13 protein-coding genes are annotated in these 19,793 nt (G+C 66.3%); 4 read left to right on the forward strand and 9 right to left on the reverse strand.

The genetic code is table 11. The annotated features are described in order from the left end of the window. Positions 1-20 precede the first annotated feature (20 nt). Genes HV770_RS02190 through recC form a run of 3 tightly spaced genes read right to left on the reverse strand, consistent with a single transcriptional unit; the run spans position 21 to position 9,294 of the window. The gene (locus HV770_RS02190; RefSeq protein WP_175157867.1) at positions 21-2,216 is read right to left on the reverse strand and encodes an AAA family ATPase; all 2,196 of its coding nucleotides are present in this window, start codon (positions 2,214-2,216) and stop codon (positions 21-23) included. Then, on the reverse strand, positions 2,213-5,911 hold the full coding sequence (recB, locus tag HV770_RS02195) for an exodeoxyribonuclease V subunit beta (protein WP_175157868.1): 3,699 nt from the start codon (positions 5,909-5,911) through the stop codon (positions 2,213-2,215). The genes HV770_RS02190 and recB overlap by 4 nt, the downstream gene beginning before the upstream one ends. Then, positions 5,908-9,294 carry an exodeoxyribonuclease V subunit gamma gene (recC, locus tag HV770_RS02200; RefSeq protein WP_175157869.1) on the reverse strand — a complete coding sequence of 1,129 codons (3,387 nt, stop codon included), beginning with the start codon at positions 9,292-9,294 and terminating at the stop codon, positions 5,908-5,910. The genes recB and recC overlap by 4 nt, the downstream gene beginning before the upstream one ends. A gap of 203 nt (positions 9,295-9,497) precedes the next feature. Here recC and HV770_RS02205 point away from each other — a divergent pair, with 203 nt between their 5' ends. After that, the gene (locus HV770_RS02205; RefSeq protein WP_175157870.1) at positions 9,498-11,939 is read left to right on the forward strand and encodes an FUSC family protein; all 2,442 of its coding nucleotides are present in this window, start codon (positions 9,498-9,500) and stop codon (positions 11,937-11,939) included. 39 nt (positions 11,940-11,978) lie between these two features. Here the strand turns inward: HV770_RS02205 and HV770_RS02210 are convergent, their stop codons facing one another. Together HV770_RS02210 and HV770_RS02215 are read right to left on the reverse strand one after the other, a co-directional pair. Beyond that, complete coding sequence (locus HV770_RS02210) at positions 11,979-12,188, reverse strand: hypothetical protein (protein ID WP_168664567.1); 210 nt, start codon at positions 12,186-12,188, stop codon at positions 11,979-11,981. Between the two features lie 215 nt (positions 12,189-12,403). Beyond that, complete coding sequence (locus tag HV770_RS02215) at positions 12,404-12,877, reverse strand: Lrp/AsnC family transcriptional regulator (RefSeq protein ID WP_281366191.1); 474 nt, start codon at positions 12,875-12,877, stop codon at positions 12,404-12,406. A 299-nt stretch (positions 12,878-13,176) separates the two neighbouring features. On the opposite strand from HV770_RS02215, the gene HV770_RS02220 reads away from it, so the two are divergent. Continuing rightward, positions 13,177-13,686 carry a cysteine dioxygenase family protein gene (locus HV770_RS02220; protein ID WP_425497364.1) on the forward strand — a complete coding sequence of 170 codons (510 nt, stop codon included), beginning with the start codon at positions 13,177-13,179 and terminating at the stop codon, positions 13,684-13,686. A gap of 34 nt (positions 13,687-13,720) precedes the next feature. On the opposite strand, the gene HV770_RS02225 is transcribed toward HV770_RS02220, so the two are convergent. The 4 genes from HV770_RS02225 to HV770_RS02240 all read right to left on the reverse strand — a co-directional run bounded on the left by HV770_RS02225 (position 13,721) and on the right by HV770_RS02240 (position 18,469). After that, positions 13,721-16,366, reverse strand: coding sequence for a mechanosensitive ion channel family protein (locus HV770_RS02225; protein WP_175157873.1), 2,646 nt, complete (start codon positions 16,364-16,366; stop codon positions 13,721-13,723). A 304-nt stretch (positions 16,367-16,670) separates the two neighbouring features. After that, complete coding sequence (locus tag HV770_RS02230; RefSeq protein WP_175157874.1) at positions 16,671-17,318, reverse strand: NAD(P)-dependent oxidoreductase; 648 nt, start codon at positions 17,316-17,318, stop codon at positions 16,671-16,673. A 137-nt stretch (positions 17,319-17,455) separates the two neighbouring features. Next, positions 17,456-17,911, reverse strand: a complete 456-nt coding sequence (locus tag HV770_RS02235) for an Rrf2 family transcriptional regulator (protein ID WP_175157875.1) — start codon at positions 17,909-17,911, stop codon at positions 17,456-17,458. 87 nt (positions 17,912-17,998) lie between these two features. Continuing rightward, positions 17,999-18,469, reverse strand: coding sequence for a BCAL1086 family glycoprotein (locus HV770_RS02240; RefSeq protein ID WP_175157876.1), 471 nt, complete (start codon positions 18,467-18,469; stop codon positions 17,999-18,001). Positions 18,470-18,710: 241 nt separating this feature from the next. Here HV770_RS02240 and HV770_RS02245 point away from each other — a divergent pair, with 241 nt between their 5' ends. Beyond that, a complete protein-coding gene (locus HV770_RS02245) occupies positions 18,711-19,292 on the forward strand; it encodes a DJ-1/PfpI family protein (RefSeq protein ID WP_121318687.1) in 582 nt (193 codons plus the stop codon). A gap of 150 nt (positions 19,293-19,442) precedes the next feature. Next, a complete protein-coding gene (locus HV770_RS02250) occupies positions 19,443-19,769 on the forward strand; it encodes a hypothetical protein (protein ID WP_175157877.1) in 327 nt (108 codons plus the stop codon). Positions 19,770-19,793: the final 24 nt, after the last annotated feature.

Consider the following 19,793-nt stretch of genomic DNA (forward strand, 5'->3'; position numbering starts at 1 on the left):
GCGCCGCAACTCCCCCCACCTCACTTACCCTTGGACGCCTCCGCAATCCGCGTCGCCAACCCCGAATCACGCTGCGTCGGCGTAGCGATCGCCTGCGCCAGCACCGCGCGCGCGCCGACCACCTCAACACGCTCCCTCGCGCGCGTAATCGCCGTGTACACGAGTTCACGCGACAACACCCGGCTGAACACCGACGGCAACATCAGCACCGCGTGCTCGAACTCCGAGCCTTGCGACTTGTGAACCGTCAGTGCGAAAGCGGTATCGTGCGGCGGCAGCGCGGCGGGCGACACCGCGCGCAGGCCGCCATCGCCGGTGCGGAAATACACGCGCAGCGCACCACCCGCGCCAGGTAACGCAATGCCGATGTCGCCGTTGAACAGACCCAGCGCGTAGTCGTTGCGCGTGACCATCACCGGACGCCCCGCGAACCACTGCGCGCCCACCCCCAGCGTCACACCCGCGGCGCGCCGCACCTGGGCGGCCATTACGGCATTCACCTGATCGACGCCACGCGGGCCCGAGCGGGTCGCGCACAGAATGCGGAAGCGATTCAATGCGTCGAACAGCGGCAACGGGTCCGGCGTACCGGCGGCGAGCGCTGAAGCGAGCGCGTCGGCATAAGGGGCGAAGCCTGCGGCAAGCCGTGCGATGGTGCGCTCGGCCAGCGTCGGCTGCGTGTCTTCGTGCAACGCCGCCGGGCAGGTTTGGGCAGGATCGATCAGTAGAACGTCGAGCGCCGCGTTCGCTGAGCCGCTGCGAATCGCAAGCGACAGGCGGCCGATCGGCGATTCGAGGCCGAACCGGTAATTACGCTCGAGCCATACGACGCAATCTGCCAACGGGTTGCGAGCGATGGATGCCGATGCCGTCGAAAAAGACCGCGACGAAGACGCTGGCAACGCGCGCTGATCTTCGACCGGAGCGTCCCTCGCACTGTCGAACAGATCGCCCGCCGGCTGCTGGTCGTACGCATCCGGCTCCGCGGCGTGCACGAACAGGTCATCAGGCGGCGCATCGAAATCGTCCGGCGTAGTGAACGAGACGAAAGAATCGTCGGGCGCCGTATCGAGATCGCGTGGCACTTCCGGCAACGCCCTTTCGAGCCGCGCCGCCTCGATGCCGAGCGCCGCCGCGATCCGCTGCAGCCCGCTCGCCGTGAAGGCCGGCCGCGCGCTCAGTTCGGCGAACACCGCGCCGGCCTCGACGGCGGCAAGCTGGTCCTTGTCACCGAGCATCACGAGACGCGTTTGCGGCGCAATCGCGTCGAGCAGATGCGCGGCCATCGCGACGTCGATCATCGACGCCTCATCGATCACGACGACGTCGTACGGCAGCGGATTGTCGCGATGATGCCGGAAGCGTCCCCCCGGCCCGGAGCCGAGCAAACGATGCAAGGTGTACGACGTCTGCGGCAAACGCGCGGCGAGTTCGGGCGGCAAATCGCTGGCGCGGGCGAGCAAGGCTTCCTGCATCCGCTGCGCCGCTTTACCGGTGGGCGCGGCGAGCGCGATCCGCAAATCGGCGCGGGCATCGAGCAGGCACGCCAGCACGCCGACGACCGTCGTGGTCTTGCCGGTGCCCGGTCCACCGCTGACGATCGTGAGCCGCCCCGACAGCGCCATGACCGCCGCGACACGTTGCCAGTCGACCTCATCGTCTTTCGGCGGACCGAAGTAGCGCAGCAGACGCGCGTGCAGAGTCCGGGCGTCTGCTGCGGCATCAGGGCCGGCACCGGCATCGAGACCGGTTCCCGCCACCATCGCGTCACGCGCACGCCCCTCGCCCCCGCCCGCATGCGCCACCAGCGAACGCGCAAGACGCCGCTCATAGTCGTAGTACCGCGCCAGATACAAGCGCCCTTGCCCGTCGATCACCAGCGGCCGCAACGCCGCGGCGCTTTGCGAACCGTCGCTCACCATGCCGCTCTCAAACAACGCCGCGCGCACTTGGGCGCGCGACGCCTCGAAGCGCCGCGCCAGCGCCGCAAGCGGCACGCATACATGGCCTTCTGCCGTCGCACGGCTCGCGGCGAACGCGCCCCGAGCCGCCCACTTCACTGCATCGGCCGACGCACCGCCGCGCCGCGCCAGCGTACCGATGCGGCGCGCGAAACCCTCGGCGAGCGCAAGGCTGAAATCGGCCGGCGCGGGCAAATTCACACCGATGTCGTCGAGCTCCAGCGGTGTCGACGCGCGCTGTTCGAACGTGCTCATGCGACACCTCCGATCATCGCCGCATCGAGCAGCGCCACCAGTTCGAACGCGGGCCGCCGCGTATGCACACCGGCGGGACCGTCGGCATCGCGCCATTGCGGACGCACGCCGCGCACGAACAGATACAGATACCCGCCAATGTGCGTGTCGTACGAATAATCGCGCACCCGCGTTTTCAGATAACGATGCAGTGCAACCGTATAAAGCAGCGCCTGCAGGTGATACGCGTGGCTTGCCATCGCCGCTTCGAGCGGCGCGGCGGCGTAGTCGGCGGCGGCATCGCCCAGATGATTCGACTTCCAGTCGACGATCCAGAACCGTCCGTCGTATTCGACGATCATGTCGATAAATCCTTTCACGAAGCCGCGCAACACCCCCGGCTCCAGCGCGACATCGGGATAACCGTGTTCGATCAGCAGCTCGCGCAGCGCGGGAAAATCGAGCGACGGTGCGGCGAACAGAAACTCGAGCTCGTTCAGACGCCGGCGCGGATCGAGCCTCGCCAGCGCCATACCGGGCACGAGTTCGGTGGCGACCACATCGGCGAGCAGGTTGTGCATCATCGCGGGCAGCCGCACGGCGAGTTCGGGCGCAGCGGGCGCGGGCCGCTCGCGCAGCGCGCCGCGGATCGCATCCGGCCACGTCGAAGGATCGGTGAAATCCGCGAGCTCGAACATGCGATGCAGACAGTCGCCCGCCGCCGCACCGCGCGGGAACGCGAGGATGTCGTCTCCGGCGTGCGACGGCGCTTGCGCAACAGGCGCGGAGACGGGCATGGCCACGAGTGCATCGGCGATCTCATCATGATCGGGCCGCACCTCTTCCACTGGCGTATGCGCCGCCTCGGCTTTCCCGCCCGCGGCGATCAGCCCGCTGAAGCTCGCCATGCGCCACTGATCGCGCAACGGCCGGCGATTGGCGCGCGCCTGCATCTGCGCGCCGTGATCCTGAAGGCTTTCCAACGGCGTGCGGCGCGCTACTCGCGGCAGCGGCTGCAGCGTGATCGGCCCGCTCGCCAGCGCCTGCCAGCGCGCGGACAATGTGACTTCGTCAGGCGGCTCGCAGAGCCAGTCGTCAAAGCTATGACCACTGCCGCCCACCAGCCAGTTCAGCACGCTGCGGCGCGACTCTTTGGTCGAACGCGACGACAGGTAAGTGCCCGCAACCAGGTAGCAGCGATACACCGCGCGAGTCAGCGCGACATAGACGAGCCGCGCCCGCTCCGCCGCCTGCTCGCGCATCGCGTAACGCGACGCGTGCTCGGCCTCCTCGTCGTCGCAGCCGTAGTGAAGCACCGCCTCGCCCGCTTCGTCGTGGTACTCGCGTACGTCCGGCAAGCCGGAGGACGGCGGCTCGCGCAACGCGCCGTCGTTCAGAAACGGACAGAACACCACCGCGTACTCGAGCCCCTTCGACTTATGCACGGTGACGATCTGCACGAGATTACGGTCCGACTCGAGGCGCAACTGTGCATCCTCGCCGCCGCCCTGCGCGCGCTGCGCGGCGAGCCAGCGCAAGGTCGGCGCGATGCCTGGCTGCGTCGCGGCCCGCGCCTGCACGAGTTCGGCGAGATGGTTCACGTTCGTCAACCGGCGCTCGCCGTCCGCACCCGCAACCAGCCGTTGCGCGACGCGCAGCTCGCGCATCAGCGTGCGCCACATCACGGCGAAGCCGCGCTCGTGCCACAGCGTGCGATAGCGCGAAAAACGTTCGACCCAGCCCATCGCGTCGGCCGCATGCGCGGGATCGCCGGCGACCGGTGGCGCGTCGGCAACCTGCTCGAGCCGCCACAATGCGGCGGCGTCGAGGCCCAGCCAGTCGGTGGCGAGCGCGGCGCGCAGCCGGCGCAGATCGCCGGGCGTATCGACGGCGGCCAGCACGCGCTCGATCTGCTCGGCATCGAGCGTCGCGAACACCGACGCCTGCGCGAGTTCCACGCTGCCGACGCCCCACGCCGCCAGCACGCGTTTGATCAGACTGCCCTGCTTGTGCGTTTGCACCAGCACGGCGATGTTGCCTGGCGCGAGCGGCGCGTCGCCGATCGTCACCGTGCCTTCGCGCGCGCCGCGCAACAGCCGCACGATTTCGGCCGCGCACGCTTCGCTTGCTTCGCGCTGCGCGTCGCGCTTGGTCAACGCGGCGTCGCCTTGCGGCAAGCTCCAGACGCGGAAATCGCCGGCGCTCGCGTCGGGATCAGCGAACGGCGGCCTGCGCCGCTCGCCCGCGCGCACCGGTTGATAGTCGAGGCCGTCGAGCACGAACGCCTGCGGATTCGCTTCGAAGAGCCGATTGCAAGCGTCGACGATCGGCGCGGTCGAGCGCTGATTGACGGCCAGCGTGTAGCACGCCGAGGCCGCCGCGCGCGCCGCCAGATAGGTGTGCAGATCCGCCGCACGGAAACTGTAGATCGCCTGCTTCGGATCGCCGACCAGAAACAGCGGCCCGGCCGGCGCGAAGATGCGGCTGAAAATCGCGAACTGCAGCGGATCGGTATCCTGGAACTCGTCGATGAGCGCGGCGGGATAACGCGTGCGCAGCGCATCGGCAAGCCATGGATGAGCGGCCAGCGCGCGATACAGATTCGACAACAGATCGTCGAACGACACCACCCGGCGAGTGCGCTTGCGCGCGACGAGTTCGGCTGGCGCGTAGTCGAGCCACGTCTGCACGAGTTCCAGCCAGCGTGCGCGCTGCGCGGTTTCGGCCGCGGCCACGGCGGCCGCGAGCGCCTCGGCGTGTTCGAAGAACGGATGCTCGGGCGGCTCGAACTTGACCTTGGTGGCCTTCTTCAACGCCGACACGGTGAGCTTCAACGCGGCCTTCGGCGGCGGCGCATGGCAATCGCCCTGCGCGAAGTAGTCGGTCCATGCGGCGACCGCGGCGCTCACGTGATCGGGCTTGTGCGTGGTCTTGCTTAGCCGTTCCTGCGCTTGCGCAAGCAGACCGATAATCGCGTCGCGCTCCGCCTGCCAGAGCGCGCAGGCGACGTCGAAGCCTGCATGCGGATCGGCGCTGCCGCCGCTTGCGTCGACGCTGCCCCAACGCAATTGCGCCAACGGCTTTTTCAGACGCCGCGCGAGTTGCTCGTCGAGTGAAGCGGGACCGGCGCGTTTGGCCACCAGCCACGCGGCGAAGGCGGGATGCGCATGGGCCGTCGGTTCGACCTGCTCGCGCCAGAAGTCGGCGGCCATTTCGAAGCGCAAGGCGGCGTCGTCCGCCTCCATCTCGAACGCGAACGGCATCGCCGCGGCGAATGGCGCTTCCTGCAACGCACGCTGACAGAACGCGTGAATCGTGTGAATCGCCGCCTGATCGAAGGTGCGCAAGGCGCGCCGCACTACCTTCAGCGCGGCGTCGCGTTCGATGCCGCGCTCCGGCGCGAGCGTCGTTTCAAAGAGACGCCGGATGAACGGATCACCGCCGTCGTCGTCCATCCCGATCGCGCGATGCAGCTCCGCGAGACGGCCGCGAATGCGTTCGTGCAGCTCCGCGGTCGCCGCCTTCGTGAACGTGACGACGAGGATCTGGTCCGCGTTCAGGTTCTTTTCGAGCAGCAGCCGCACATACAGCGCGCAAATGTTCCATGTCTTGCCGGTGCCCGCCGACGCCTCGATCTGGTTGACGCCGTCGAGCGAACAGGCGAAGACGTCGAGTTCCTCGGCGACCAGCGCATAACTCTGCACGGCGCGGCTCATGATGCGCTCCGCAGATGCTGGATCAACGGCTTGAAGACGATGGCCGCGAGGCTGCCGAACGGCTCGTCGAGCGTAAGCGGCGTGCCGCGCAATGCGATGCGCAACGCGGGGTCGTCGGATTCGCCGCGCACGCGGTCGTTGATCCACACACCCTGCGCCGCCGACTCGCTTTCGCTGACCCGCGTCCATGCGCTCTTCGGAAAAAAGCGCAGCGGCAGCATGCGCCCCGCCCTGAACAACGCGGCGAGCGGCGCGAGTTCGTCGAGCGGCGCGGCCACCGGCGTGAGCTCGAAGCTCTCGCCACTGCCATGCCACACGGTGCGGCGCGGCCCGTCCGGGCGCGCGGCGCAATAGACCAGATGCGCGAGCCACGCGGACAGATAGTCTCGCGCAGTAGCCTTGGCGTAACGAAAAATCACCTGTCCCGTTCCGGTCAGCAGGTTCAATGTGCCGTGCAGTTGCAGCGGTGCTTTCGCGGCCTCGCGAAGCGCCGCGTCGTGCGGGCCGAACAACGCGCCGGCGAGCTCGGCGCTGTCGGGCCAGCGCGGCGCGATGTCGAGTACGAACGGCAAACGTTCGACACCCTCGGCCAGCTCGCGGCGCACGCTCGCGGCAAGCTGGTGCAACGCGCCGAGTTCGCGCGCGCGCCACACCGCGCCGGTCGCGCCGCCTGGCAGCTCGGGACTGGCCGCGGCGACGCGGCGCACGCGCTCGACCATCACGGCGTCGTCTTCGGTGTCCGCATCGAGCAGCACGGGCAACAGGCGATCGGCCAATGCATCACGTCCCGCGTAGTCCAGATCGAACGGCTCGGTGTCCAGCAATTCGCCCTGCGCATCCGACAGCACGATACCGAGGCGATCGCGCAACAACGCCCGCGCCGGATGTCGCCAGAAGCGCACGAATTCGTCGAACGCAACGGGCGCTGTGTCTTCCGGCGGCAACGGGCGATCGAAGAACGGCGCGGCGGCGGGATGCTGTGGCGCGGCCAGCAATGTCGCCAGTTCGGCGCGATCCGCGTTATAGGTGAACAGCTCGGGCTGCGCGGAAAAATAATCCGACGCGAACGCCTGCAACGGATGATCGACGATGAACGCATGGCGCGCGCGCTCCACGTCGGCGGGACTCGCATCCTCGCCCGCCGACGTCTGCGCGAGATAGTCGAGCAGTTCGTCGACCAGCGCGGCCGGCGGCAACGGCGCGTTATCGCGAATGCTGCGGCCCGTGTACGCGATGAAGAACCGTTCGCGCGCAGCCAGCAGCAGATCGAGGAACAGATTGCGCTCGTCGTCGCGGCGCTGGCGGTCGCCGGCTTTGCCGAACGCGGCCATCAGGTCGAACTCGTCCGCACGCGCGAGGCTCGGCAGCACGCCGTCGTCCATGCCGAGCAGGCAGACGACCCGGAACGGCAAGCCGCGCAAGCTCGTTAGCGACGAAAACGTCACGCTGCCCCAAGGCACGCCGCCGCGCGCGGGGTCGTCGAGCGCTTCGGTGAGCGCGCCGCGCACCACGGCGGCAGGCAGCATCACGTCTTCGGCGCCCGCTTGCATCGCATCGCTCATCTTGTCGATCGCGTCGCGCACGGCAGCCAGTGAGTCGGCAAACTCGACGCCGCCGTCGAAACACTGGGCCAGCGTGTCGAGCAGCATTTGCGACCACTCGGTGGGCGTGCGCTCGATCGCGCAGTGCGCCGCGAAGCTGTCGATGTCGTCGACGAAACGCGACAGGCGGCCGAGCAATTCGGCATCCGAGCCGTCGGCGCCTTCGACCGGCAGCCATGCATCGACCGGTTCGCCGCCGTCGGGCATCGCATAGCCGAGATAGAGACGCGTGAGCGCGTCAGCAAACGTATGACGGGCGATGGGCACGTGTTCACCGGTCGGTTCGAGCGGCGCGAGCCCGCGCCGCGCGCCGGCTGCGGCAAGCCATTCCTGCGCGGCTTCGAGCGAGTTCGCATCGATGCCATAGCGCACCGCGATCGCATCGACCCGCAGCCATTCGATCAGGTCCGGCGCCCCCACGCTGCGCTCGGGCAACGCGAGCCAGTCGAGCAACAGGCGCGCAACCGGATTGGCCTGCGACGGCGGCAAACCGGTGATCCGATACGGAATGCGGCGCGTATCGCCAGGCGGCGTGGTGCCGAACACCGCGTCGATCAACGGACCGGCCGCAGCGAGATCGGAGACCGCGACCAGCACGTCCGACGGCTGCAGATCGTCGAACTCGTCGAACCAGCCGAGCAGGCGATCGTGCAGCACTTCGAGCTGTCGCGACAGGCTATGACAGACGTGGACCTCGATGCCGCGCTCGATCGGCAACTCGTCGGCGTCGGTCTCCGCGCGCAGATCGAGCATGCCGTTCTGCACGGCGGCGAGCCAGCTCGGCTGCGGGTTCTCGGTGAAATCGCCGGTCTCGCTGGACGCGGCGCTCTCGGTCAGCTCATGCAGCATGTGCAACTGCGCCTGAGTCTGACGGCCCCATTCGGCAAGCAGCGGATGGCCGACTTCCTGATAGTCGAGCTGGCCGGCGGCGTCGAGCGCCTGCACGCGTCCTTCGCTGACGACGTCGAACCAGAACTCGCGGCACGGGTTCATCACGTAAAGACGCACGTCGACCCAGCGCGACAGCGCACGCAGCAATGCAACGTGCAACGGCGGCATGGTTGGCAGCGCGAACACGCTGACCGCTTCCGGCCAATTGGCTTTGGAGATCGCCTCGAGATCGAGCCGGTCGATTTCCTCCAGGAAACGATAGGCGGGCGGCAACGCGGCAGCGGGCGTCTGGGCATTTCCCGCGAGCCCGGCCACTTCGGCGAGCACCGCACGCCAGAGCTCCGCCTGCCAGCGCTCGTCCTCACGCGCCGCTTCGCTCGCGCCGGTAAGACGCGGACCGCTGTCGTCCGCCGCGCCGCTCGCGAAGATCGATCCGCCCTTCTGCCATTGCAGCAGCCATTCGGGGCGGTAAGTCAGATAGTGGTCGAGCACGGTGGCCACGCGCCGCGCGAGTTCGTAGCGCATCGACGCGTCTGCCGCGTCGAGATAGGTACGCAGACGCGGCGACGCATTCCACGGCAATGCTTCGTCGGCTTCACCGAGCAAACGGTAGCAGCGCCACACGAGCCGGTCCGGCGCGAACGGCGAATGCCTCGGCACTTCGATCACGCCGCCGATCTGCGCCCACAGCCATTGCGCGAGATAACCAAAGTTGACATTTGCGCAGATGCCCTGGCGGTTCGCGATATCGAGCTCGAGCCGTCGCCGCACGGCGGCGCTCGGGACGATCACGGGCTGCGCGGTCCAGGGGTCGGACGGTGCTTGCGCGAGGTCGTCGAGCAGCGCGCCGACAAGCGTTTCATAGCGGTTCGAGTAGAAGAGCTGGAGCATGGATTCCGGGTGAGACGGGCGGCGAAAGCGCGACGCGCGGGCCGCGTCGGGCACTGAAGCAACAGCATAACAAACGCGCTCCCAGGGCAGAACCTGGCCAATCGGATGAGGTCGAATCCCGCGCAAAATAAGTTAGACTCGACGGCAGTTCAGGTCCGCCCCCTTCAACCGTGTTTGCTCCGTGAATGAAATCCAGGTAGTCGATGCGCTATTCGGTTGAGTTAAGAAAATTCCTTTATAGCCAATACTTTTATGGCGGCCTGCGCATCGCAGTCGGTGTGTCATTACCGGCCATCCTGTGCCTGATCGTGTTTCACAATCGTGAGCTGGGCTTCACGATCGCCACCGGTGCGCTCGGCGCGTGCGTCGTCGACATGCCGGGCCCGCTCAAGTACAAGCACAACGAGATGCTGGCGTGCACGGTGATCGGCTTTCTGTCCGCGCTCGCCACCGGCCTCGCCACGGTCAACCCGGTCGCGCTATGGTGCACGGTCGTGCCCCTCACCTTCCTGCTGTCGCTGATCGTCGTATACGGCAACCGCTGGCCGCAGATCAGCTTCGCCACGCTGTTCATGATGATCATGACGCTGGAGGAGCACTTCACGCCGACACAGGCGCTCGTCAACGCGTCGTGGATTCTGTTGGGCGGCCTCTGGTACACGTACTGGTCGACCTTCGTGAGCCGCTGGATGCTGCATCGTATCGAGCAGCAGGCGCTCGCCGAAAGCGTGTTCGCCTGCGCCGACTATCTGCTCGCGCGCGCCGCGTTCTACGACATCGACAACGATCTCGACGAGTGCTACCGGATTCTCGTCGACAGGCAGATCGCCGCGGTGGAACGTCAGGACGCCGCGCGCGACATCGTGCTGCGCAATCTGCCCAGACTCAAACGCGGCAAGCTCGAACCGCGCCGCGCGATGCTGTTCAATCTGTTCATCAACACCGTCGACCTTCACGAATTGTTCGTCGGTGCGCACACCGATTATTCGCTGGTTCGCAGCACGTTCGGCGGCTCCGATCTGCTGGTGTTCTACCGCGACCTGATTCGCAAGGCCGCCGAAGACCTCGAGGAAATCGGCCTCGCAGTGCTGCAGAACCAGGCGCCGCGTGCGCGGGTGAACGTCAAGGCGGAATTGCGCGCAATCGAGTTCGAAATCGAACTGTTGCGCAAGCAGGATCTGCCGGCCAAAAACCCCGAAGGCTATTCGGCGGTGTCCTCCAGCTTCCGGCGCATCTGGAGCGCCACGCGGCTGATCGACAAGATGCGCAAGAGCCTGTCGGGCGAGCCGAGCGCGACCGAAACCGAGTTGCGCATCGATCAGGCGTTGAGCCGTTTCGTGTCGAGCCGCCGCGTGCCGTTCGGACAGATTTTTTCGAACCTGACGATGGCCTCGCCGAGCTTCCGTCACGCGCTGCGCGTGACGATCGCGGTGGCCGTGGGTTTCTGGCTCGGCCGTCTGCTGCCGCTCACCAATGCGTACTGGATCGTGATGACCACCGTCATCATTCTGAAGCCCGGCTATTCGCTCACCAAGCAACGCAATGGGCAGCGGATCGTCGGTACGCTGATCGGCTGCGCGGCGAGCATCGCGCTGATCATCTTCGTGAAGGAACCGCACATCGTCATGGTGGCGATGTTCGCGTCGATGGTGATGAGCTACAGCCTGCTGCTGTTCAACTACACGGCGAGCGTCGTGTTCACGTCGTCGTATGTGCTGTTGCTGTTCCATCTGCTCGCGCCGGGCAGCATGCGCATCATCGGCGAACGCGCGATCGACACGGTGGTCGGCTGCGCGATCGCGATCGCGGCGAGCCATCTGTTCCCGTACTGGGAATACCGGCTGATGGGCAAGCTCGTCAACACCATGATCAGTGCGACGCGCCATTACCTGGAAGCGAGCTGGTGGTGGAGCGGCAAGCCGGCCGCCGCGGTGGCGGCCGTCGTGACCGAAGCCGGCGCGCGCGCGCCCGCTGCGGCGATGGCCGATCCGGCGATCGGCTTCGCCGGACCCGCGCTGGCAACGGCGGGCGCCACGCAACCGATCGCGGACGCCGGCGCCAACCCAGGCACCGCGACCGTCAGCAATGCGACCGCCCGGCCGGCGGCAGGCGCCTCCGCTGCCGCCGCGGCGGCGGCCACCGCACTCGATCGCGACTACAACTACCGGCTCGCGCGCAAGAACGTTCATGTTGCGTTCGCCAATCTCGGCCAGGCGTTTCAGCGGATGATGCTCGAGCCGAAGTCCGCGCAGATGTTCGTGCCGGAGTTGAATGGACTGCTGGTGCGCAGCCACGTGCTCGCGTCGCAGATCACGGCGGCCGCGCCGCTGTTGCGCACTTCCGCGCAGCAACAGCAGCAAGTCGAAGACGTCTCGCTACAACCGCTGCAGCGCGCGTTGAGCGTCGTGCGCGACAATCTCACCGAAGCCGAAGCCGGCACCCCATTGCCTGCCGAACAGGCCGAGCAGATCAAACTGCTGAGCCGCGATCTCGATGCGATGGTGGTCGAAACGGAGAAGTCGCGGGACTACTCGACGGAGGCCGTGCATGACATGAAGTTGCTCGCTCATCAGTGCAAGCAGATGCTGGCGGCGGCGGCGCTGATCCGCAAGGATGCCAGCGTGATTCGCTTGCCGGAAGCGTGAAGCGGCAAGCAGGCCGGCACGCGCGCGGCGCGCGTCGTGTTACTGCGCTGCGCCGCTGGCCGGCTTGAGGGCGGTCGCCGCAGCCGCCGCTTCCGATGAAATCGATGGCACCGCCGTGTTCTGGCTGTCGAACTCATGCTTTTCGCGGATGGCGTTATAGAAGATCGTGGCGATCACCACCAGTATCGCAATCACGATGAAGACGGCAACGCCAAAGGTCGGGTTCTTCTTGCGCGGCGGTTTGTTCATGAGGCAGGCTCGGTTCGCGAAGCGGTTGAGGATGGTTTTGACGAACGCGGCATTCTACGCGCACTGAGCTTGCACATGGCTTGCAACGGGGCGGCAAGTGACGCTTTGGGCCGAGGGGCTTGCCGATGGTTGACTCGTGCATGTGCGAATCAACACCGGCTTGCCATTCGACGCAGCAAGTGCCGCACCCGCCGCAACGTGAAGCAGGCGCTTGCCTACGTCACTGCCGAAGCGCGCACCGGCAACGCCGTCGAATACTTGATCTGCTCCATCGCAAAGCTCGAACTCACGTCGTACAGCGGCACGGCGGCAATCAATAGTTTGTAGATCCGGTCGTAATCGTCGATATCCGACACCACCACGCGCAGCAGATAATCGGTTTCCCCGCTCATCCGGTACACCTCGACCACTTCCGGAATCTCGTCCACGGCACGCGTGAAGGTTTGCGCCCACGCCTCAGTGTGCTGGTTGGTGCGCACGGCGACGAACACTGTCGTCCCCACGCCAAGCTTGCGCGCATCGCAAAGCGCCACCTGCGCCCGAATCACGCCCGCTTCTTTCAGACGCTGCAGCCGCTTCCAGCACGGCGTTTGAGACAGGTTCACGCGCTGCGCCAGTTCGGCGATCGGCATGGTCGCGTCTTCCTGCAGCAATTCAAGCAACTTCCGATCGATGATATCCATTCCCACTTCAACACCCCCATAGGAAATTATTCTACTTTTAAGACCTCCAGGGGAATTATATGGAAACTCTTTCTTCGGTCAAACAGGTATAAATATCGCTATCCCACAGAACCGGCGAGCAGCCCTGCCGCTGCGCCACGACCATGAGCCACGACTCCCGCGCAACCTCGTTCGACCGCTTTCACGATTGCCGCTCGCTCCTCGCGCAAGCGGCTCGAACCACGCCATCTCAACTGTCAGGCGAAACGTCATCGCACGTTCTTCAGCGGGCGCCGCTCGCGCGTCTGTGCGATGCGCTCGACGCGATGTTCGAAGCCTGTGTGAAATTCCCGGAGCCGTCGGACTCGACGTTCTTCGCGCGCAGCTTGCGCCTTGCGCTCGCCCAAGCGGCCACGGACCCGGCGTTTCTCACACCGGCGCAACGTGAAGGCTCGGCGGAGAACTACCGGCGTCACCTGCTAGCTGCCGATCCGCATGGCCGTTATGCCATCGCCGCGCTGGTGTGGCAGCCGCGCCAGATGAGTCCCGTGCACGCGCATCACACGTGGTGCGGTTATGCAGTTCTCGAAGGCACATTGAGCGAGACGGTCTTCGATTGGGACGGCGCGCGGCATTGCGCAAGCGCCACTCGCGTGCAGGCGCGCAAACAGGGTGCGGTGTCGTTCGTGCGTGGCGGTCGCGGCGGGATTCATCGGCTGGGCAATGACAGCGAGGCGCCCGCCGTCTCGTTGCATATTTACGGCGTGTCGGGCGCGCAGATCGCTACCCACGTGAACGACGTCGTGCGCGCGGACGCCTCGCCGACGCTGGTCTGACAGACACTCGTCGCCGCACCGCCCGCACTTTCCATCAACTCTTGCCGCCCGCTTCTCCCGCCGTGGGAATCTGCGGTGGAACCGGCGCAGTGCCGGTCGGCGGCGGCGCCGGACGCGGCTCATGCGACACATCGCGCGCCACGGCCAGTGGCGCATGCATGGCATGCTTCGACGCGCCGGCCGCCGCCTCGACAGGCTGATGCGCATGCCCGGCAAACCCGGCCATTTCGTCATCCTGCAAAGGCTGCCCCTCGCTATCCTTCGACGATGTATAGACCCGCATCTGTGGCACCGGAATCTCGATGCCCGCCTCGTCCATCTTCAGTTTGAGCCGCAGGTTGAACGCGCGCGCCACGCTCCATTGCTGTAGCGGCCGCGTTTTGATCTGCCCTTTCACGACCATCCAGTTCGGATCGAAACGGTCGAGACCCCACACTTCGATCGGTCCGAGCATCTCGCGACGGTAACGGAAGTCGGCCATCAGATCCGCACCGACCTCGCGAATCAGTTGCGTGATCAGATCGACGTCGGTGGAAAACGCCATTCGCACTTCGAAAACCGCATAAGCAAAGTCGCGCGACAGGTTCTTGACGATCTTGATCTGCGAAAACGGAATCGCGTGAATCGCGCCCTGGCCGTCGCGCAGGCGCACGGTGCGGATCGACAGATGCTCGACCGTGCCCGCATGGCCGCCGTCCACGTCGATCCAGTCGCCCACCGAAATCGTATCTTCGATGATGATGAAAAGCCCCGTGATCAGGTCGGTCACGAGCGACTGTGCGCCAAAACCGATCGCGAGACCGATCACACCGGCGCCCGCCAGCAGCGGCGTCACATTGATGCCGAGGTTCGCCGCCGTGACGATGCCCGCAATCGTCATGATGCTCACGAGCAGTACGTTGCGCACGAGCGGCAACATCGTGCGCGCGCGCATGCTCGGACTGCGCGACTTGGTGCGCGGGCCGGCCGGATTGAGCGCTTCGGTAATCGCGGTATCGACCAGAATCCACAGCAGCCACGCAATGAACACCGTCGCGACGATCGCCGTCACGGCATGCGCGATACCGCGCGCCGCGACGTTCTGCTCGACCATCGCGGCAAGCGACACGCCCCACAGACGCGCCGCGAGTTCGAAAAAGAACAGCCAGATGAAGAGCGTGAGCAACGTGCCGAAAAACCGCAACAGCCGCGTCAGATACGGGGACCGGCGACGGGCGCGTGCGCTGCGCGGGCGCGTCATGCGCAACACGATGGCCGACAGGAAAAACGCCAGCACCAGCAACAGCGCGGTCACCACCGAAATCTGCAGCACGTTTTCGCTGGAACCCGAACCGCCGAGCGTCGCGACCACCGACGCCGTCGCCAGTACCAGCACGGGCACGTGCCAGAGCGCAGCCAGCACGTCGAACGCGTCGGTCGCGGCCTTGTGATGGTGGCGCTGCTCGTAAGGCCGGTTACGGATCAGATGCGCGACCGGCCGGCGAAACGCGAGCGCGAAATAGCCGGTCAGCACGGCAGCCGTCATGTTGGCCGCGGTCGAAATCAACGCGGCGAGATTCGAGCCGAGCTGGTGCGCGACGTCGTAATTGACGGCCGCATCGCCGAGCGCGCCACACACGCCGACCGCGAACAGCAGACGCCGCGCATGATCGATCAGCAGACCCACCGCGATGCGCCGATGCCCCGAGCCGGACAGCGAGAACATGATCAGGCAGATCGCCGAAAACACCGCGCCCGCGACGATCGCATAGGCGACCACCATGCCGAGCGTGCGGCCGAGCGCATCGGGCATCGCGCGCACGAACAGCAGCGCCGCGACGAAGGCGATGATCCACGGACCGACACGGCGCAGCGCGAAGACCAGCAGTTCGCGCGTGGTCGGATTCGGCTTCAGCTGCATGACGATGCCAAAGCGCCGGTACAGCCGGTATTGCAGATAGATCAGCGCGCCGGCGCAGGCGCCCCAGCCAACCAGCATCGCCAGCATCGAGAACAGCACGCGGCCGAAACTCTCGCGTCCCTGGCTGGTGATGATCGTGTATAGCTCGTTGCCGGCCGCATTGAAGCGTCCGCCCCAGTAGCGCACGGGCGTGCGGCCCTGATGCACGTCGGCTTCGAACGACGCGATGCCCGACGCGATCGCGCCGAGCAGACCGGGACTCGGTTGCGCGGGCGCGGGCGTGGATGGCGCGACGTTCTGCGAGACGTCGCGCAGCTTCTTGAGCTGGGTGACGAGCGCGGTGCGCTGGCGGTCGTTGTCGAGCGTGGCGATCACACTGTCGAGCGAGCGGGCCAATTCCGCCTGGCTCGCGGGCGACGGTGCGGACGCCGCGTCGGGGGCCGACGCGGCCGACGCGACTGGCGTGGGCGTCACCGTCGCGCTGTTGATCAGGCTCTGCAAGGCCGGGATGAGCGGCGTGCTGCTGGGCACACTGGCCGGTGCGCTGGCGGGCGCGCCGGCAGCCAGCGCCGACACGGGCAGCGCGCCGGCGCACAGGATCAGCGCGATGCCGAGCGCGGCCATCCATGCGCCGAACCATGCCGCGACGCGCGCGCACACAGTCGGGCGCATGCCGGAGCCGGGTCGGTCTGGGAAACAATGAGGGACGGCGCGGGTCGCCGGCTGCACGCCGTTGGACGGCGTAGCCTCGGACTCACGCCGCGACGGGCATGACTGCATGGCAATCCGTAGGAAAACGGGAGTCGCCAGTGTAGCCGCAGTTTTGGCCGGCGCGCCCGAACATGCGTAACCGAATGTTAGGGCGCTTGCGCGGGCTTCGAAAGCACAGCAGGGCGAGCTCGCCTTCGTCGCGGTGCGCTCTACGCTATCGGCGTCGCCGCGGCGCGCCGCGTGCGACGCAGCGGTGTCGCGGCGCCGCCTTGTCGACTTGCCGCTGTGTTCACGGACCGGATCGCCCGCGCTCCCCCACGGGGACGGTAAAAACACCGCATGCTCGCGCCGCCCGCCTTCGTCGATGTCTGCGTCAGTAGGCGACCGTCGCGATCTGACGAACGAAGCGTCCCTGCTCCAGTTCATCGACGAACGCGATCGCGTAGTCTTCCGCGGAAATGCGGCTGTTGCCTTCGGCATCGGCCAACAGCGTGTTCGCGCCGGTGCGGAACTGGCCGGTACGCTCGCCCGGGGCGATCAGCGCGGCCGGCGCGAAGAAAGTCCAGTCGAGGTCAGTGATGCCGCGGTAGTAGTCGAATGCGTCGCGATGGGCGAGCGCAATCGCCTTGTACGCGCCGGGAAAACCGTCCGTATCGACCAGTTGCTTGCTTGGGGCGACTTCCAGCGAACCCGCGCCGCCCACCACGACGACGCGCTTCAATCCCGCCGCGCGCACGCCTTCGACGAGCGCGTGAGTCGCCTTCGCGAGCGTCGCGAGGTCGTCCTGCGGCGGAGCGTAAGCGCTGGCCACGACATCATGGCCGCGCACCGCGGCGCCGACGCTTGCGGCGTCGAGCAGATCGGCTTGCGCCGCGTGCAGATTCGCCACGTCGGTCGGCACGCGCGCCGGATTGCGCGCCAGCGCCGTCACCTGATGCCCGCGACGGGCCGCTTCCGCGGCGATCCGCGACCCGATCATGCCGGTCGCACCGAACAACGCGATCTTCAGTTGCTTGCTCATTTTCTAGCTCCTGTGATGGATTTATATGTAACTACATTGATTACATATATCGTGGAAAAAAGAGGGCTCGCGCCCCCGTCCGTTTCTCAGACGCATGTGCCGCACATGCGCCCTCCGATTACTGCGTCGTCACCGCCTCATCCGTGCGCACGCCGCTTACGCTCGCGCTGTTTTTCCGCGCGCACCACGTCGGCTGTGGCGTCGGCCAACGTACGAGCGCCGAGCGACGCTTCCATCGCCTCCTGCGCTTCGTCGATGATGCCGCGCAGCACTCCCTGAATATTGCGCCCGACCATACACGCCGGATTCGGCTCCTCGCGATGCAGCGCGAACAATTGCGCGTCATCCACCGCGCGGTAGACGTCGAGCAAGCTGATCTGCGCGGGCGCACGGGCCAGCAGCGCGCCGCCGCCCGAGCCGAGCTGCGAGGTGGTAAGACCCGCCTCGGCCAGCATGGTCAACAGCCGGCGGATCAGCGCGGGATTCGTGTTCACGCTGCCCGCGATCATCTCCGACGAAAGCGGCACACCCTCCTGCAGCGACAACAGCGCAAGCACGTGCACCGCAAATGCAAACCGGCTACTCGTATTCACAACATACCCGCCCGGCGACCACAATGTGTAACCATAGTAATTACATTTAACCCAGCCGTCAAATGGACGATCGAACCGGCTCGCATGTCACTTGTCCATCTGCTTTTGCGCATCGGCCGAATCGCCCGTTGACGAAGCCGCCGCGTGCGCCGACGACGCCGTATTCTGCGCCGACCACTCCTGCAGCTTGCGCCCCGCCGTTTCGAGGCTCTGGCCGGTGAGCGACGCGGCCTTGCCGAGTTGCGCGTGAGTCGTGCTCGCCGCGCTTTGCAGATTGGCCTGCGCGCTCGAAGCAAGGGCGCTCGGGTCGATGTTGATCGACGGCGCGGAGGCGGATTCGAGGTTCTGCTGCGCGGCGGATTTGGTCGCATCGACCTGCTGGCCGACGTAGCTCGCCGCCTGGTCAAGCTTCTGACCCGCGAGCTGGGCGGCGTCGTTGAGCTTGCCGGCAACCTGTCCGGCCGACGCATCGTTCTTCTGGCACGCGGCCAGCGCGCCGAATACGACGACCACGACCGCCGCGCGGCGCAACAACGAACAATAGAGGGATGAAGTCATGTTTGAATTGAGCCGCATCGAGCGGCCTCCACGTGCGAAAACGCGCTAATCATACGCCGTTGCGCCGCACTGACTCACTGGGCAGCGCGCGCCGCCGTGTTCGCGGCACGGTGCGCCATGCGAGGACGCTCGCTCACGCAATCCGTCGCGGTTGCGTCAAACGCGATGGAGTAGACTGCGTGAGCATCGATGAATGTCGAACTGGGTTCGCTGTTTTCCATTGATCAACTGGAGGCATACGATGGCGGCAAAGAAGATTCTGTTTCTGACCGGCGACTTCGCCGAGGATTACGAAACGATGGTGCCGTTTCAGGCGCTGCAGGCAGTCGGCCATATCGTCGACGCGGTCTGTCCGAACAAGAAAGCGGGTGACCGGATCAAGACCGCGATCCACGATTTCGAGGGCGACCAGACCTACACCGAAAAGCCCGGGCATCAGTTCACGCTCAACGCGTCGTTCGACGACGCCGATCCGCGCCAGTACGACGCGCTGGCGATCGCTGGCGGCCGCGCGCCGGAGTATCTCCGGCTCGATCCCAAAGTGATCGAGGTCGTGCGGCAGTTCGCCGAAGCGGGCAAGCCGATCGCCGCCGTCTGTCACGGCGCGCAACTGCTGGCTGCCGCCGACGTCATTCGCGGCAAGCGCATTTCCGCGTACCCGGCCTGCGCGCCCGAAGTGAAACTGGCTGGCGGCGAGTATGCCGACATTCCGGTCGACGCCGCGATCACCGACGCCAACTTCGTCACCGCCCCCGCATGGCCCGCGCATCCCGAATGGCTGCGCCAGTTCCTCGTGCTGCTCGGCACGCGGATCGAGCTTTAAGCTAGGGCGAAATTCGACGGCGAGCGCCCTGCCCGCGCGGCACCAGGCGTTCGCCGGAATACGGCACAACATTTTGCATTTGAGATTCGTCCGATAGTTCGCACCGCAAAACCTTTCTAAAGTCTCGGGCTGACTTGGGAGTGTTTTTCGATGGAACTGATCGACTGGATCGTCATCCTCGCCATCACGCTGATGGCTATTGCTTTCTTCTGCGCGCGCACGCCGGCCAACTGGTCGAGCGACAACCGCGCACGGCGCGTAACCGGCACTCGCATGCTGGTACAAGCCGCGTGTTCGATCTGGGCGGCACTGCTGATCGTCGCGCGCGGCCTCTTCACGATCGGCGGCCTGCCCGGTTTGCAGCCCGCACCGATCGAGGCATTGACAGGCGTCGCCGTTCTGCTCGCCTGCGGCTGTTACTGGTCGATTCGCGGCAGCAAGCTGCTCAAACCACGGCGCATCTTCGCCGCGCACTGAACCGCATAGCCGGCATGCTCATGA

The sequence above is a fragment of the Paraburkholderia fynbosensis genome, assembly GCF_902859935.1.
Taxonomy (GTDB): domain Bacteria; phylum Pseudomonadota; class Gammaproteobacteria; order Burkholderiales; family Burkholderiaceae; genus Paraburkholderia; species Paraburkholderia fynbosensis.

What these genes read in the sequence shown, in the direction of transcription:
- HV770_RS02190 (WP_175157867.1), bottom strand. Translation starts at nt 2,216, where the DNA reads ATGAGCACGTTCGAACAGCGCGCGTCGACACCGCTGGAGCTCGACGAC.
- HV770_RS02240 (WP_175157876.1), bottom strand. Translation starts at nt 18,469, where the DNA reads ATGACTTCATCCCTCTATTGTTCGTTGTTGCGCCGCGCGGCGGTCGTG.
- HV770_RS02250 (WP_175157877.1), top strand. Translation starts at nt 19,443, where the DNA reads ATGGAACTGATCGACTGGATCGTCATCCTCGCCATCACGCTGATGGCT.
- HV770_RS02225 (WP_175157873.1), bottom strand. Translation starts at nt 16,366, where the DNA reads ATGCAGTCATGCCCGTCGCGGCGTGAGTCCGAGGCTACGCCGTCCAAC.
- HV770_RS02220 (WP_425497364.1), top strand. Translation starts at nt 13,177, where the DNA reads ATGTTCGAAGCCTGTGTGAAATTCCCGGAGCCGTCGGACTCGACGTTC.
- HV770_RS02230 (WP_175157874.1), bottom strand. Translation starts at nt 17,318, where the DNA reads ATGAGCAAGCAACTGAAGATCGCGTTGTTCGGTGCGACCGGCATGATC.
- HV770_RS02205 (WP_175157870.1), top strand. Translation starts at nt 9,498, where the DNA reads ATGCGCTATTCGGTTGAGTTAAGAAAATTCCTTTATAGCCAATACTTT.
- recB (WP_175157868.1), bottom strand. Translation starts at nt 5,911, where the DNA reads ATGAGCCGCGCCGTGCAGAGTTATGCGCTGGTCGCCGAGGAACTCGAC.
- HV770_RS02210 (WP_168664567.1), bottom strand. Translation starts at nt 12,188, where the DNA reads ATGAACAAACCGCCGCGCAAGAAGAACCCGACCTTTGGCGTTGCCGTC.
- HV770_RS02245 (WP_121318687.1), top strand. Translation starts at nt 18,711, where the DNA reads ATGGCGGCAAAGAAGATTCTGTTTCTGACCGGCGACTTCGCCGAGGAT.
- recC (WP_175157869.1), bottom strand. Translation starts at nt 9,294, where the DNA reads ATGCTCCAGCTCTTCTACTCGAACCGCTATGAAACGCTTGTCGGCGCG.